The 12922-nt window shown below is 61.1% G+C and carries 14 protein-coding genes and 1 tRNA gene; 7 read left to right on the top strand and 8 right to left on the bottom strand.

What is annotated here, in order from left to right; all coding sequences use genetic code 11:
• Window positions 1-69: 69 nt before the first annotated feature.
• Window positions 70-1509, top strand: a complete 1440-nt coding sequence (locus MCUTH_RS06980) for a bifunctional metallophosphatase/5'-nucleotidase (RefSeq protein WP_066957477.1) — start codon at window positions 70-72, stop codon at window positions 1507-1509.
• Complete coding sequence (locus tag MCUTH_RS06975; RefSeq protein WP_066957476.1) at window positions 1506-1844, top strand: DsrE family protein; 339 nt, start codon at window positions 1506-1508, stop codon at window positions 1842-1844. The genes MCUTH_RS06980 and MCUTH_RS06975 overlap by 4 nt, the downstream gene beginning before the upstream one ends.
• A 7-nt stretch (window positions 1845-1851) precedes the next feature.
• Here the strand turns inward: MCUTH_RS06975 and MCUTH_RS06970 are convergent, their stop codons facing one another.
• Both MCUTH_RS06970 and hypB read right to left on the bottom strand, forming a co-directional pair.
• Complete coding sequence (locus tag MCUTH_RS06970) at window positions 1852-2229, bottom strand: 30S ribosomal protein S8e (protein ID WP_066957473.1); 378 nt, start codon at window positions 2227-2229, stop codon at window positions 1852-1854.
• A 104-nt stretch (window positions 2230-2333) separates the two neighbouring features.
• Window positions 2334-2981, bottom strand: coding sequence for a hydrogenase nickel incorporation protein HypB (gene hypB / locus MCUTH_RS06965; RefSeq protein ID WP_066957471.1), 648 nt, complete (start codon window positions 2979-2981; stop codon window positions 2334-2336).
• Between the two features lie 55 nt (window positions 2982-3036).
• Between hypB and MCUTH_RS06960 the strand changes: the two genes are divergently transcribed.
• The 4 genes from MCUTH_RS06960 (at window position 3037) to MCUTH_RS06945 (ending at window position 5408) form a co-directional block, all read left to right on the top strand.
• The gene (locus tag MCUTH_RS06960; RefSeq protein WP_066957470.1) at window positions 3037-3309 is read left to right on the top strand and encodes a signal recognition particle subunit SRP19/SEC65 family protein; all 273 of its coding nucleotides are present in this window, start codon (window positions 3037-3039) and stop codon (window positions 3307-3309) included.
• A 5-nt stretch (window positions 3310-3314) separates the two neighbouring features.
• Window positions 3315-3959 carry a histidinol phosphate phosphatase domain-containing protein gene (locus tag MCUTH_RS06955; RefSeq protein WP_066957468.1) on the top strand — a complete coding sequence of 215 codons (645 nt, stop codon included), beginning with the start codon at window positions 3315-3317 and terminating at the stop codon, window positions 3957-3959.
• Window positions 3960-4297: 338 nt separating this feature from the next.
• Complete coding sequence (locus MCUTH_RS06950) at window positions 4298-5314, top strand: transcription initiation factor IIB (RefSeq protein ID WP_066957466.1); 1017 nt, start codon at window positions 4298-4300, stop codon at window positions 5312-5314.
• 22 nt (window positions 5315-5336) lie between these two features.
• Window positions 5337-5408 (top strand) — tRNA-Ala (locus tag MCUTH_RS06945).
• 162 nt (window positions 5409-5570) lie between these two features.
• Here the strand turns inward: MCUTH_RS06945 and MCUTH_RS06940 are convergent.
• From MCUTH_RS06940 to MCUTH_RS06930, 3 genes are all read right to left on the bottom strand, one after another.
• Complete coding sequence (locus tag MCUTH_RS06940; RefSeq protein WP_150468714.1) at window positions 5571-5810, bottom strand: hypothetical protein; 240 nt, start codon at window positions 5808-5810, stop codon at window positions 5571-5573.
• Window positions 5811-5912: 102 nt separating this feature from the next.
• Complete coding sequence (locus MCUTH_RS06935; RefSeq protein WP_083524809.1) at window positions 5913-7091, bottom strand: WD40 repeat domain-containing protein; 1179 nt, start codon at window positions 7089-7091, stop codon at window positions 5913-5915.
• A 164-nt stretch (window positions 7092-7255) separates the two neighbouring features.
• On the bottom strand, window positions 7256-8362 hold the full coding sequence (locus tag MCUTH_RS06930; protein WP_066957460.1) for an acyltransferase family protein: 1107 nt from the start codon (window positions 8360-8362) through the stop codon (window positions 7256-7258).
• Between the two features lie 67 nt (window positions 8363-8429).
• Here MCUTH_RS06930 and MCUTH_RS06925 point away from each other — a divergent pair, with 67 nt between their 5' ends.
• Window positions 8430-9224 (top strand): YhfC family intramembrane metalloprotease, encoded by a 795-nt coding sequence (locus MCUTH_RS06925; RefSeq protein ID WP_066957457.1) that lies wholly within the window; start codon window positions 8430-8432, stop codon window positions 9222-9224.
• Here the strand turns inward: MCUTH_RS06925 and thiL are convergent.
• The 3 genes from thiL to MCUTH_RS06910 are packed head-to-tail and all read right to left on the bottom strand — an operon-like array spanning window position 9221 to window position 12886.
• Window positions 9221-10090: a thiamine-phosphate kinase gene (gene thiL, locus MCUTH_RS06920; protein ID WP_066957455.1), complete on the bottom strand. Its 870-nt coding sequence runs from the start codon at window positions 10088-10090 to the stop codon at window positions 9221-9223. The genes MCUTH_RS06925 and thiL overlap by 4 nt on opposite strands.
• Window positions 10083-12032 carry a DUF460 domain-containing protein gene (locus MCUTH_RS06915; RefSeq protein WP_066957453.1) on the bottom strand — a complete coding sequence of 650 codons (1950 nt, stop codon included), beginning with the start codon at window positions 12030-12032 and terminating at the stop codon, window positions 10083-10085. Before MCUTH_RS06915 ends, thiL begins: the two co-directional genes overlap by 8 nt.
• Complete coding sequence (locus MCUTH_RS06910) at window positions 12029-12886, bottom strand: serine/threonine-protein kinase RIO2 (protein ID WP_066957452.1); 858 nt, start codon at window positions 12884-12886, stop codon at window positions 12029-12031. Before MCUTH_RS06910 ends, MCUTH_RS06915 begins: the two co-directional genes overlap by 4 nt.
• Window positions 12887-12922 lie beyond the last annotated feature (36 nt).

Below are 12922 nucleotides of genomic sequence, written 5' to 3'. Positions count from 1 at the left end.
ACGTAAAAAGGATATGTTCGCGCTAAAGATCCAAAGATTTTTGATTCGGCCTCTCCCTCCTGCACGTGTATGACAGGCAATCTTACCCTCCTGCAGATGAACGACTCGCATGGGTATCTGGAGCCGCACCAGGAGCTCTTCTATGCCGGCGGGCCGCCTGAGTACCGATTGGCGGGGGGATATGCCCGGATCGCTACGATTTTAGAGGAGGTCCGGGATGCGCAACCGGGCAGGGTCCTTTCGTTTGACTGCGGCGACACAATCCACGGAACATACCCTGCCGTCCAATCGAAGGGCGAGGCGTTTATCCCGATACTGAATGCGCTCGGGTTCGATGCCATGACCGCTCACTGGGAGTTTGCCTACGGGCCGGAACAGTTCCGGAAGGTGGCACGCGGACTGAACTACCCGGTCCTCGCCGAGAACTGCTACGACGATGCGAGCGGCGATCTCGTCTTTTTGCCGTACACGGTCTGCGAGACCGAGGGCCTTCAGGTCGGCGTCATCGGGATAGCCGCGACAATCGTCGACAAGGTGATGCCTGACTCCTTCTCCGAGGGGATCCATTTCTCTCTCGGGAAGGCCGAACTCCCCGGCCACATCACCCACCTCCGAGATGAGGAGGGAGTGGACCTCGTCGTGGTGATCTCGCATCTTGGCTTTCCTCAGGATGCGAAACTTGCAGGCGAGGTGGACGGGATCGATATTCTCCTCTCGGGGCACACCCACAACCGTCTCTTTGAGCCGGCGGTCGTCAACGGGACTATCATCATCCAGTCCGGCTGCCATGGCTCCTTTCTCGGGCGCCTCGACGTAACGGTCGAGAACCGGCGGGTGAAGCGGTTTTCCCACGAGCTCATCGTCATCGGGGATGAGATCCGGCCCGAGCCGGAGGTCGAGGAGATGGTTGAGGGAATCATGGACCCGCATCGCGAGTATCTCTCCCGGGTGGTCGGGGAGACCCGGACCGATCTCAACCGGAACACGGTTCTTGAGGCCACGATGGACAACCTTCTTCTGCAGGCTCTTATGGACGCTACCGGCGCGGAGATGGCCTTCTCGAACGGCTGGCGCTACGGCGCCCCAATACCGCCGGGTCCGATCACGGTCAACGACCTCTGGAACATCATACCGGTCAATCCTCCGGTCTCGACCGTCGAGATCACGGGCCGCGAACTCCGGGCGATGATGGAGGAGAATCTGGAGCGGACATTCGCGCGCGATCCCTACCATCAGATGGGCGGCTACGTGAAGCGCTGTGCCGGGGTCAATATCTACTGCAAGCTCGAAAACCCGCCGGGTCACCGTATCCAGGAGTTCTTTGCGGCCGGAAAACCGCTCGATCCGGATGCAATCTATCGTGCCGCCTTCGTCACCGGGCAGGGCGTGCCGTCGAACTACGGCAGGAACCGCGAGGATCTTGATATCAGGGCGATCGAGGCGCTTGAGCGGTACCTCGCGCGAGGGCCGGTCAGCGCCGAACTTCGTGGGAGCGTGGTGGCGATATGACGTTTGTACATCGTGTTCTCATTCATCTGGATGAGCCTGAAAAGGCCGCTCTCGTCCTGAACAGCGCAAAGAACCTCGTTGCCGGTCTTGGCAAGGTCGAGGTGGAGGTGGTGGCCTACTCGGACGGGGTTGAGGGGCTCCGTACCGGGGGATCGCAGGCGGCGCTCATGGATCTGCTTGCGAGCCAGGGTGTCCGGTTCGTTCTCTGCGAAAACACTCTCCGCTCCCGGGATTTGACCGTGGAGGACTTCCCCGACTACATGGAGACCGTCCCGTCGGGGGTTGTGGAACTGGTCCTTAAGCAGGAGGAGGGCTGGTGTTATGTTCGCCCGTAAAAATGAGTTATTCGATCAGGACGGCGTTAACGACACCGTCCTGGCTCGGTCTGCTGACGATCCGGGCGCGTCCCATATCAGTCTTGATGATTGCGCCCTTTGTCAGGAGGTTCCGCCTGACGTAGTTCGGGTTTGCGCTGTTCGCCTCGACCGTCTCAATCTGCGCCTTACGGGTCTCGCCGGTTTTGGGGTTCGCGACCGTCGCGTAGTTTATCCGAAGAGCCCGGACCTTCCGGTTGCCCCCGTAGGTGCGGATGATCTTCTTGCGTTCTTCACCGACGTGCGTCTCTGCGGGAGCTCTTCCGATCTCCGCTCTCTTCTTGCCCTGGGAGGTGTGATAGCGTCCACCCGACGGCTTCCTAACTGATCTTCCTTGCCACTGCATGTGACCACCGAAATACTATATTGAGGACGCGGTACCCTCAAGGGATAGCAATCTCTCGTTAAAGTGCTATAACTATTCGAGACGTATATATTTAATTCTGCTGATCAGGCGAGGATCGCATCCAGGAGTTCGTTTAATCCTTCCCCGGTCTTCATGTTTGTGCGGAAGACCTGCATCTCCGGGTTATAGCGGTGCATGTCCCGCTCCATCCGGTCGAGATCGGCGCCGATGAGCGGAGCGAGGTCAATCTTGTTGATGACACCGATATTGCTGCTCCGAAACATCATCGGGTGTTTGTTTACTACGTCGTCCCCTTCGGTGGAACTGACGACGACGATCCGCTTCTCGGCACCCAGCCGGAAGTCGGTCGGACAGACCATGTTGCCCACATTCTCGATGAAGAGGATATCAATCTCGTCGAGCGGAAGGTGCTCGAGGGCATGCTCAACCAGGTGGGCGTCGAGGTGGCACTCCTTTCCGGTATTCGCGTTGTAAGCCGGGATCTTGAGGGCAACAATTCTCTTGTAGTCATCGTCCCCGTAGACATCCCCGGCAATAGCGCCGACGCGGAGTCCTCGCTCCTGGATCAGGGGTGCGAGCCGCTCGATCGTGGCGGTCTTTCCGGATCCGATCGCGCCGAGGAGGTCGAACGCCCGAACTCCGTGTTCCTTGAGAAGGTTTGCGTTGGCGTCAGCAATGCGGTTGTTGACGTCGTAGATGTCCTTCTCCACATGGACGTCGATATGGTGCATGGTATAGTATTGTGATCATGATCTGTTTATAGGTTAACACTCAAAACCTACAGTAATGAGCGCGGAACGCATCCTGTACCCCTGTTATTTTGATACCTCGCTTAAGCGACGGGAAGGACGTCGCGTCCCCAAAAATCTCGGCGTGAAGTCACCGGAACTCCCTGCCATAGAGGCGGCGTTGCAGAGGATGAAGGTCCCGTATCGTGTGGAGGAGCACCACCATCCCGCCCGCTGGGCGGAGCGCGAGGGCCGGATCGTCGTGGAGTGGGAAGGAAGCAAAGAAGACCTTATCCAGAAGGTTGCCCGGAGTCTTGCCGACCGGAAGTGACCGGGATGTACGATCTGCACACCCATACCGTCTTCTCCGACGGTGAACTCCTTCCGTCGGAACTTATCCGGCGAGCTGCCGTGCTCGGCTACGATACCCTTGCCATCACCGACCATGCGGATGCCTCCAACCTTGGGCGCCTGGTTGAGTCGGTTGCAGAGGTCCGGGATTCTGCGCAGCATTACGGTGTGAACCTCCTCGTCGGGGTGGAGCTCACCCATGTCCCCCCGCCTCTGATCCCGTTGCTCGCGCGCGACGCAAAACGGCGTGGTGCCGATATCGTTTTAGTCCACGGCGAGACGGTCGTGGAGCCGGTGCCTCCCGGGACCAATCACGCCGCCTGCACGTGCGAGTACGTGGACGTGCTCGCCCATCCCGGCCTTATTACGGTCGAGGATGCACGGATTGCAGCGGAGCGCGGAATGGCGCTGGAGATCACCTCACGGGCGGGGCATAACCGGACCAACGGCCACGTGGTGCGGGTGGCGCGGGAGACCGGCTGTTCCCTTGTGGTCGATTCCGATACGCATGCCCCGTCCGATCTGATGACGGAGGAAGCGCGGTGGGCAGTGGCTCTTGGAAGCGGGCTGACGGACGCAGAATCGCGTAAAGTTCTTTCCCTGGATATAGCCTCCGCTATCCTGAAATGAGAAGGGGTATTTATAATTTAGCAAAATGTTTTTATACTTCTATGTTCAATATATATACGTTACTAAATACATCCGTCTATAGAATCCTCTAGAGGTTGCAGTTTGCGGTTAATCGGTCGTTCTGTAAGTGTTTGCAGTGATCGCTTGTTAATCTTGCGATGTGATGCAGCACAATTGCCCCCCCTCTACAGTGAGGCTTTGGATCGCCGATTAAAACCGATTGGGACAGTTGTTGACATCTTCGGTAATATATCATCTCCCTATGCCGTAGTCCTCTGCCATAATGGCTGTTCGGTGCAGGTTGGCGAGAAGATCTTTGCAAAATAGGAGTATAAGCAATGGCAGAAGTAGAAAAATTGAAACAGCTGCAGTTGCAGCGTGAAGCTCTGAAGAAGAGAGGGGAGCAGCAGAAGGTCAAGGAGACCGAGCAGAAGCGCACTGAAGAGAGCGTTCAGTCTGTCTGCCCCGAGTGCGGCAGCCGCCAGCTCGTCCATGACTACGAGCGTGCTGAACTCGTATGCCAGAACTGCGGTCTCGTCCTTGATGAGGAGTTCATCGACCGTGGTCCCGAGTGGCGTGCTTTCGACCATGACCAGCGGATGAAGCGTTCCCGTGTCGGCGCTCCGATGACGTTCACGATCCACGACAAGGGTCTCTCGACGATGATCGACTGGAGGAACCGTGACTCCTACGGTCGTGCGATCTCGAGCAAGAACCGTGCTCAGCTCTACCGGCTCCGGAAGTGGCAGCGGCGTATCCGTGTCTCGAACGCCACCGAGCGGAACCTGGCGTTCGCGCTCTCGGAATTGGACCGGATGGCGTCTGCGCTCGGTCTGCCCCGGAACGTGCGCGAGACCGCCGCGGTGGTCTACCGCGACGCTGTGGACAAGAACCTGATCCGCGGCCGGAGCATTGAGGGTGTTGCCGCGGCAGCGCTCTATGCTGCGTGCCGGCAGTGCAGCGTGCCGAGAACCCTTGATGAGATCGCGGAGGTCTCGCGGGTATCAAGGAAGGAGATCGGGCGCACCTACCGGTTCATCTCGCGCGAGCTCGGGTTAAAACTCCTGCCGACGTCCCCGATCGATTACGTGCCGCGCTTCTGCTCGGGCCTCAATCTGAAGGGTGAGGTTCAGAGCCGTGCGGTCGAGATCCTCAGGCAGGCCGGAGAGCGCGAACTTACGAGCGGCAGAGGCCCAACGGGCGTCGCTGCGGCCGCCATTTACATCTCCTCGATCCTCGGTGGAGAGCGGCGCACCCAGCGGGAAGTCGCCGAAGTTGCAGGTGTGACAGAGGTCACGATCAGGAACAGATATAAGGAACTGGCAGAAAAATTAGATGTCGAGATCATACTCTGATCTCATATCACCCCACACCCTTGGGCTCGTAGATCAGGGGTAGATCGTTGCGTTCGCAACGCAAAGGCCGCGGGTTCAAATCCCGCCGAGTCCACTTCTCTTTCTGCTTAATAACACGTTTTAAAAGCCATCATTGTTCCACTACACGACATGCCAATAGGTGACCGCAGGTCGCCGGGGGTGTCGAGAGGGGCGGAGCCCCTTCGGTTGAGAACGGCATAGCCTCTTTGATGTAGCCCTTTCGCTCAGCGTCTCCTCATTCCTCCTCATCCCCCTCCACCTGCTGGCGCGCGATCCGCTCTTCGCCCTTCTTTGAGGTCTCGTGCTCCGCCCGCGGCGTTGGCGTCTCGGGCGCCCCTGGTGGATGACTGGGTTTTCTCCCCTCATCGCCGAGTTCAGCTGGAACCGGGCTGTAGACGATATCGGTCCCTCTGTCCTCGAATGGCTCCTCTTCGGCTGGTCCCTCGTCCCGCTTCCTTCTCCGATCTTCTGCCATCTGCATCGCTCCCGGACGATCCGGTGTCTACCTTCTGATCGCCCGGACGGGGTTCAAGCCTTGAGGTATAAAATAGATGCCGGTGGGGATGTCGCCCCCGGATCACCGGCGCCGGAGGCGGCACGCGGCCCCGGCCGCCCCTATGGCAAGAAGCCCGACGATTGCCCCCTCTCCGCCCGCCAGGGTCGGGGTGGGTCTCGGGGTGGTGCTCTCGGGATCCTCCAATCTCGCCGGCATCGGAGGATCGGCGGTCCGGAAGATGAGGGCCCGATCGCCCGCACCCGCAGCAAGGTAATCTCCGTTCTCCGAGAGGGCAACCGCCCGAACAGGAGCCCCGGCGCCGAATGACCAGCGCATAGCACTCTCACCTCCAAAGAGGCGGATGGTCCCGTCGGCGGTCCCTGCTGCTGCAGCCTCGCCCCGGCGGGATACATCAACGGTGACGACGTCGCCTCCGATCCGATCCCTCCAGAGGAGCCCCTCGTCCGGTCGGTAGCACTCCACATCCCCTCCCTCCTTGCCGACAACTATGAACCGTCCGTCCTCCGAGAGAGCCAGGGCGAGGATCGACGCTCCGGTAGGCATCACCCATGAGAGCATCCCCGGCCGTCCATAGACCTGAAGAGCGCGGTCCCGGCTTCCGACCGCAATGAGCGACCCGTCACGGTTGGTATCGACCGCGGTGACCGGGCCCCGGGCGAGCGACTGCCAGATCATGTTCCCTCGTTTGCCGATGAAGTAGATGACCCCGTTATCGCTCCCGGCTGCGATGTAGTTGCCGTCCTGCGTGATGGCGACGGAGACTATGGTTTGGGGCGCGGCGGGTGGGGCGGCTACCGTCGAGAAGTTCCAGTTCTCTTTGCCCTGATAGTCGTAGAGGGCGATGCGTTCTCCTCCCACCGCGAGAGCCCGGCCGTCCCCGGAGAAGGCAAGGTCGCGGACCGGTCCTGCGATGCTTCGGGTCCAGTAGTATTCGCCGTTCCTGCCTAGAAGGATCACATCGCCCCTGTCGGTCCCGGCGGCAACGTAACCCCTGCTATCCGCAATATCGACCGTGGTTACGGCGCTCCCTGTGCTCACGTTCCAGAGGACCGTGCCGTCCTGCTGGATGCAGATGATCCTCCCCTCATCCGTCCCGGCGATCATATACCCGCCGTCTGCCGCGATTGCGACGTCGTTGACGGTGCTCCCTGTCGGTACGTCGTGGTAGGTAGCCTCCGCCCCGGTCACCACCGGGATCATGATAGCGAGCATGGCGATGATTATTGCTGTTCTCCTCATGGTCTGCCCTTCCGCGGGAGAGTATTCCCTGGATAGTTCTACTTTCTTGGATGGGTTCTAAAACTGTTTCGAAATTGGGTTCGTTCCACAGAATTGGACCCAGCCGGTGGAGTCTCATCCATTCAGTGGGCCGGAGGTGATCACCTTCGAGATCCCCGCGTCCGTCACTTCCGGGCGGCCCACCACCGGGTGATGGGCTCCGGGAGAGCCGGCAGCCCGAACAGCCTTGATAGGTCGGCGGCGCTGAGGTTCTTTGCCGCAAGAGCTCGTTTCTCGACAAGATGCCAGGAGAGGAACGCAAGAAGAAACGTCACTGCAAACGAGACCCCGCAGAGCGCCGGAAGGGTTAGAGTGTTTGCCGTGGCCTGGATGATCGTCTGCTGGATCGGGTAATGGTAGATGTAGATGCCGTAGGAGAAGTCTCCGGGCTTTCCGAAGGTGTTGAGGAACGGGAGCGGGAGGTGTGCAGCATAGATCGTCAGATACGGGATGGCGATCACTCCGGCGACGGTCGGGTAGGGTGTCAGCGCCGAGAGCCCGAGCAGCAGGAGCAGTCCCCCGGCGACGGTCGGCCGGTAGGGGATCCGCTCCCGGTGAAGGTAGAGCCAGGCCCCGATGAGGAAGTAGAGGGCGAACCGGATCTTCGACATCCGCGGGTCGTCGAACCAGACCATCCAGAGGAGGACGTTTCCGGCGGCAAGGGCAGGGATGGCGCCCCACCGGTGCAGGAGCCCGGCGATCCCGAGGGCTGCGACGACCCCATACATGGCGACCTCAAGAGGGATCGTCCAGAGCGAGCCGTTGACGTAGGTCCAGGGGTTCTCCGAGAAGAGGCCGATCGTCGACCCGTTCTCAAAGAACGGGACTGCGGCAATCCCGGCCGGGGAGAAGAGGGCAGAAAAGTACTCTCCTAACGAAAGCGAGGTCATCACCGGGCCGATGAGAAAGAGCGTGATGAGGATTGCGGGGATGAGGCCGGGCACGACACGGAGAAACCGTTTCCAGGCGAACCGGAGCGGCGATGCGGTCGACTCCCAGCTCGCTGTAATCAGGTAGCCGCTGGTGGTAAGAAGGGCGGCAAGTCCCGCCTGCCCCATGAGTATGATCGGGTCATGCATTCCTATGCCGATGTAGCCGAGCCTGAGGGCGTAGGCATGCGCGGCAACGACCGCCAGCGCTGCTGCGAAGCGCAGGAAGTCGAAGTTGTTTGAGAACCGACCATCTGGAATGCTCGTGTCTCCCGGGACTGCATGCGGGTGAGCCGTGGTCATGGCGATAAAATCCTGTTCTCACTATGCAGCGAGAATAATTATATAATTAGTCAAAATAATCTCACACATGGACCCGCTTGTAGTCGCCACGTTCGCCATCGTTGCCCTGCTCGAGATCATCGTTCCGCTCGCACTGGGTTACTGGTTTATCAGGAAATTCGGTCTATCGTGGCGGGTCTTTGGGCTTGGCGCCATCTTCTTCATCGTCGTGCAGATCTTTCACGCGCCGCTCGTCCTTGCAACACAGAACCCGCTCTATCTCGCCCTTCTGCCGTCTGGAACGACGGCGGCGCTTGCCGGTCTTGCTCTCTACCTCGGGCTGATGGCCGGCCTCTTTGAGGAGATCGGCCGCTACCTCGTCTACCGCTACATCTTCTCGCGGCAGAACATCCCCCTCACCCGTGAGAACGGTCTCCTCTTCGGAACGGGGTGGGGCGGTGTTGAGAGTATGATCGTCGCGCTGGTCGTCCTTGCAGGCATGCTCACCTACATCGTCCTCACCGGTGATCCGGGGGCGATCCCCCTGCCCGACGACCCCGCCACCCAGGCGGAGATCGAGGCCGTGCAGGCTCTCACCCCGCTCGATATCCTCCCGGGCCTCGCCGAACGGATGATGACGATCACGCTGCATATCGCCTGGTCGCTGATGGTGCTTGCCGCCGTCATCTATGGTAAAAAAGCGCTCCTTGCCCTTGCCATCCTCTGGCATACCGCCGTGGACGCCGCCGCCGTCTACCTTCTCCCGATGCAGGGGCTCCTGGTGACCGAGGGGTCGGTCTTCCTCTTCGCGGTCCTGGCCCTTGCATATATCTTCTGGGAGTGGCGGCGGATGGGGGTAAGGGCGCCCCCCTCGCCCTCCTAGCCGCCCCACTCGTGCAGGTAGCCCCGGCGTTCGAGCGGCTCGCCATCGGCGAGGACCACCCTCTCCCTGATGACTTCCCCGATGACGTGGACGTCCACCCCAGCCACCGGGAGGATCCCCGGCGGGGCGCAGAAGAGGAGCTCGAAGTCTCCCCCTCCGTAGAGCGCAAGTTCCCGCCCTTCATCCTCCGGCACCCCGGCCGGGAGCGGGAGTCGGGCGGTATCGACGGAAAACCCGCAGTCGTTCACGCCGAGAAGATCGTAGAGCGAGAGCGCAAGGCCGTCGGAGATATCCATCATCGCCGAGACCCCGGCACGGGCGAGCGCCATCCCCTCCCGGACCCGGGGCTGCGGCTCAAGGAGTTCCTTCCAGTGCCGGTCGTAGCCGACGAGAGCCGCCTGCGCCTCCCCGAGCGGCCCGGTGACTGCGATGATATCGCCCGGCCGTGCCCCGCGTCTCCGGACGATCTGCGCCGCCTCCACGGTCCCGAGCCCCGTGCTCACGATCGTCAGTTCACCGTGCGCGTCAAGATCCCCTCCCACGAGTTCGGCGCCGAACCTCGCACAGCAGTCGCGTGCCCCCTCCATGATCCCGCGGAGCCGTTCCGGGCGGTCGAGGCCGACCGCGAGGAGCACCTGCCCCGGTCTTGCACCCATGCTCGCGATATCAGAGAGCGTGACGGCCGTTGCCATCCAGCCGATCTGCCAGTCGGTCATCCCGGCCGGAAAATCGGTCGTCTCATGGAGCATATCGGTGCTTGCGACCAGCAACCGTCCATCGCCGCAGGGGATGACCGCACAGTCATCCTCAAGCCGCTCTGGATCGATGATCGTCCCAATCATTTTGTGTAGCGCCCGTTCATCCACCTCGACGCACCTCCTTTTCACGTTCGCTCCGGTACTCCTTGAAGAGATACTCAACGCGTTTTGCCTCCTCCTCGCGCCGAAACTCCTTCTGCTCCTCCTCCCACTCCCTGATGGCCTCCTCGATGGCATCGGTCTTTGCCGCTCCCGTCCTGCCCTGGATGTTCGGTCGGACGGTCTCTGCAGGGAGGAGAGGGAGATTGACCTCCCGGGCAACCCGGACGAGGTGCGGGTCGGGCCCCTCCCCGTTGATGACCAGCGCCCGCACCCCCGTTTCCGCGAGGTCCTTTACTACGCCCCGACCCCAGCCGTGGGTCCTCGGGACGTAGAGGATGTCGCCTGAAGAGATGCCGACCCCTTCCTGGAGGCTCCGCACCCCATCCCGGGTGAGGGAGTCGAGGACCTTGAGCGGGGTATAGCCCTCCGAGATCTCGATCTTTTCGACCTTCCGCATCCGCTCCAGGCGCTTCTTCAGCTGGCGAGACCGCCGCCGTTCACCGCGGAGTTGCTCACGCAGGCTCTCGATGGTTGCATCTTTCGTTGCCAGCTCCGCATCCCGTCGGATCTTTCGCTCCGTTGCGGAGCGTGCTCGCCGCAGATCCTGTCGCAGTCGATCTATCTCGCGGTCGCGCTCCCGGATCTCTTCCTCTAGTTCCTGCACGTAACTGCGAAGCCGCTTCACCATCCCGTCGAGCGCCATCACACGCTCGTCCTCGATCGGCCGCTCCGGGATGGGGGCGGCAGGTTCCTCCTCCTTCGGCCGGGCGGGCGCTCCCTGCAGGTCCGCAAGCACCGCATCGAGCGGCTGGCCCCGGAGCACCCGTGCCCTCACCTCATCAAGGTCGACTCCCGGCTGCACCCTCTTTACGATGTTGCGGAACTTGTTCTGAAGGCTCCGGTAGGCGTCCAGCGCCGCCGAGAGAGCGTCGCGCTCGTGGTCGTTCATGTACGTGAACGATGCAGTGAGGTCGTACTTTGCCTCAACCGAGAGGGACTGTTTTGGTGTGTAGGGGATCGCGTTGAACGCCCGACGGATCTTCTCAACCGAGTAGGGCATCTCGTGGACGTCTGAAGCGATGATAAGCGGTTTTCCAGCGTGATAAAGTTCCTCGATGATATCGGACATCGTCATCTGCCGCGAACTCGTGAGGAGGACCAGGTTCCCGTCGAGGTCCACTGCGGCGATCCCGGTGGTTGTTCCCGGGTCGAGTCCGACGATCAGGTAGCGGGGCCTGCTGGAGAGCGGCTCGAAGCGTATCCGGTCAAGTTCCTTCCCCGTCACCCGGACCTGAACGTCAGCGCCCCGTGAGGAGTGGACCGGGACCATCTCCCGCGGGGCTTTGACCCGGAAGGCCACCCTGGAATATCCACCGAAAGCCTTCGTCTCTTTCTTCTCGTAATCGAGCCCGGCACTGCGAAGTTGTCCCTCGATCTCGCGGGCCTTCTGCATCACACCGCCGTGAATCTTGCGGATATAGCGGTTCTGGCTCCATCCGCCCCGACCGGGCGAGCGATGCCTGCTGACGACGATATCGGTGGTGTTCTCAAACGCGATCACCTCGACGCCCGCTCCAAGGGCGGCCACCCGGGCGGTGGTCCGGGCCTCGGCGTATGGGTCGAATTTGTTGAAACTGATGTTGTAGCGGGCCGCGACCTTACCGAGGCTCTCTGTGCGCTCGCCGCCGGTCACCTGGACGAGTTTTGTTGCCGGCGGGAGCGCCTGCAGGAAGGCGTAGAGTTCGTTCCGGTCGGCGGCGATCTCCTGGATGCTGTCGACGGCGAGGATATCGGGCTTTTCGGCGGCGAGGAGGCGCTGGAGCCGGAACCCGGTGACCTCCTCGACGTCTAAAATCTCTCCGTCTTCCACACGGGCAAGAGCATAGACGGGCCGCCGGGTACGGGAGCGAACAGAACCTTTGATGACGTCGATCCCGAAGACCTTCACTCCACCACCCTTGCCAGCGCTTCGTCAAAGGCGTAATCGAGGCCGTATTTTCGCTTGAAGTACTGGAGGATGTTTGCGATGTCCCGGTTGAGGATCTCGCCGGCGTTCGGATGGGTTACCTCTACCCACTGCGGCCAATCGATCAGCCAGCACTGGCCTTCGTCGACCATGATGTTGAACTCACTCAGGTCGCCGTGGATGATGCCGAGGCGGTAAGCCTTGTGGATGTTATCGAGGATCCGATCGAGGATCACTTCCGGTTCTGCGAGTTCTGCCCGCGAGAGGTTGATTCCGGGGACGAACGACATCGCCACGACGTGCCGGTTCTGGTCGATGGGAAGGGGGACCGAGACGGCGGGGTGGAGGATCTTGAGCGCGTCGTACTCCATCTTCGCCGAGTTGCTCGATGCGAATATCCAGGGGCAGTGCCCCCCCTCTGGCATGTAGCCGCGTTTTAAGCGGGCCGCCTGGAACGACCGCTGCCCGACCCGATGGAACTTCAGCACGACGACTCCAAGCCCCATTGCCTCGTAGACCTCCGACTCTTTCCCGACGCCGATCAGGGTTCCGAGCGCCTGGATGGTGCCCCGGCGGGTGAGGGTGTGGAGGGCCAGGGTGTCGTAGCCGTTGAAGACAAGGGCATAGCCTTCGTAGGGAACCTTTTCGTACCTGACCATATCCATGGCCATCAGCCTGCCCAGGCGGTAGGAGAGTTCCGACTCCGAGAACTTGGTGGCCGACTTGAGCACCTCGAGAGGCACCCATCGGTACCGGCGCATGAGGCGTTCGAGGGCGAGCAGGATCCGGAGTTCGTAAGCGTGTAAGGATCGCACGTATTCTGCAGGAACAGGCATCTTCTACACCATTTATGTGGGCTGGTGATAAAAGCA

Source organism: Methanoculleus thermophilus, from assembly GCF_001571405.1.
GTDB lineage: Archaea > Halobacteriota > Methanomicrobia > Methanomicrobiales > Methanoculleaceae > Methanoculleus > Methanoculleus thermophilus.
Note: the sequence above shows the minus strand (reverse complement) of the source record. Positions and strands in the feature narration are given on the sequence as shown.

What these genes read in the sequence shown, in the direction of transcription:
- MCUTH_RS06955 (WP_066957468.1), top strand. Translation starts at nt 3,315, where the DNA reads ATGTACGATCTGCACACCCATACCGTCTTCTCCGACGGTGAACTCCTT.
- MCUTH_RS06970 (WP_066957473.1), bottom strand. Translation starts at nt 2,229, where the DNA reads ATGCAGTGGCAAGGAAGATCAGTTAGGAAGCCGTCGGGTGGACGCTAT.
- MCUTH_RS06910 (WP_066957452.1), bottom strand. Translation starts at nt 12,886, where the DNA reads ATGCCTGTTCCTGCAGAATACGTGCGATCCTTACACGCTTACGAACTC.
- MCUTH_RS06950 (WP_066957466.1), top strand. Translation starts at nt 4,298, where the DNA reads ATGGCAGAAGTAGAAAAATTGAAACAGCTGCAGTTGCAGCGTGAAGCT.
- MCUTH_RS06935 (WP_083524809.1), bottom strand. Translation starts at nt 7,091, where the DNA reads ATGAGGAGAACAGCAATAATCATCGCCATGCTCGCTATCATGATCCCG.
- MCUTH_RS06980 (WP_066957477.1), top strand. Translation starts at nt 70, where the DNA reads ATGACAGGCAATCTTACCCTCCTGCAGATGAACGACTCGCATGGGTAT.
- hypB (WP_066957471.1), bottom strand. Translation starts at nt 2,981, where the DNA reads ATGCACCATATCGACGTCCATGTGGAGAAGGACATCTACGACGTCAAC.
- MCUTH_RS06940 (WP_150468714.1), bottom strand. Translation starts at nt 5,810, where the DNA reads ATGGCAGAAGATCGGAGAAGGAAGCGGGACGAGGGACCAGCCGAAGAG.
- MCUTH_RS06975 (WP_066957476.1), top strand. Translation starts at nt 1,506, where the DNA reads ATGACGTTTGTACATCGTGTTCTCATTCATCTGGATGAGCCTGAAAAG.
- MCUTH_RS06960 (WP_066957470.1), top strand. Translation starts at nt 3,037, where the DNA reads ATGAGCGCGGAACGCATCCTGTACCCCTGTTATTTTGATACCTCGCTT.
- MCUTH_RS06925 (WP_066957457.1), top strand. Translation starts at nt 8,430, where the DNA reads ATGGACCCGCTTGTAGTCGCCACGTTCGCCATCGTTGCCCTGCTCGAG.
- MCUTH_RS06930 (WP_066957460.1), bottom strand. Translation starts at nt 8,362, where the DNA reads ATGACCACGGCTCACCCGCATGCAGTCCCGGGAGACACGAGCATTCCA.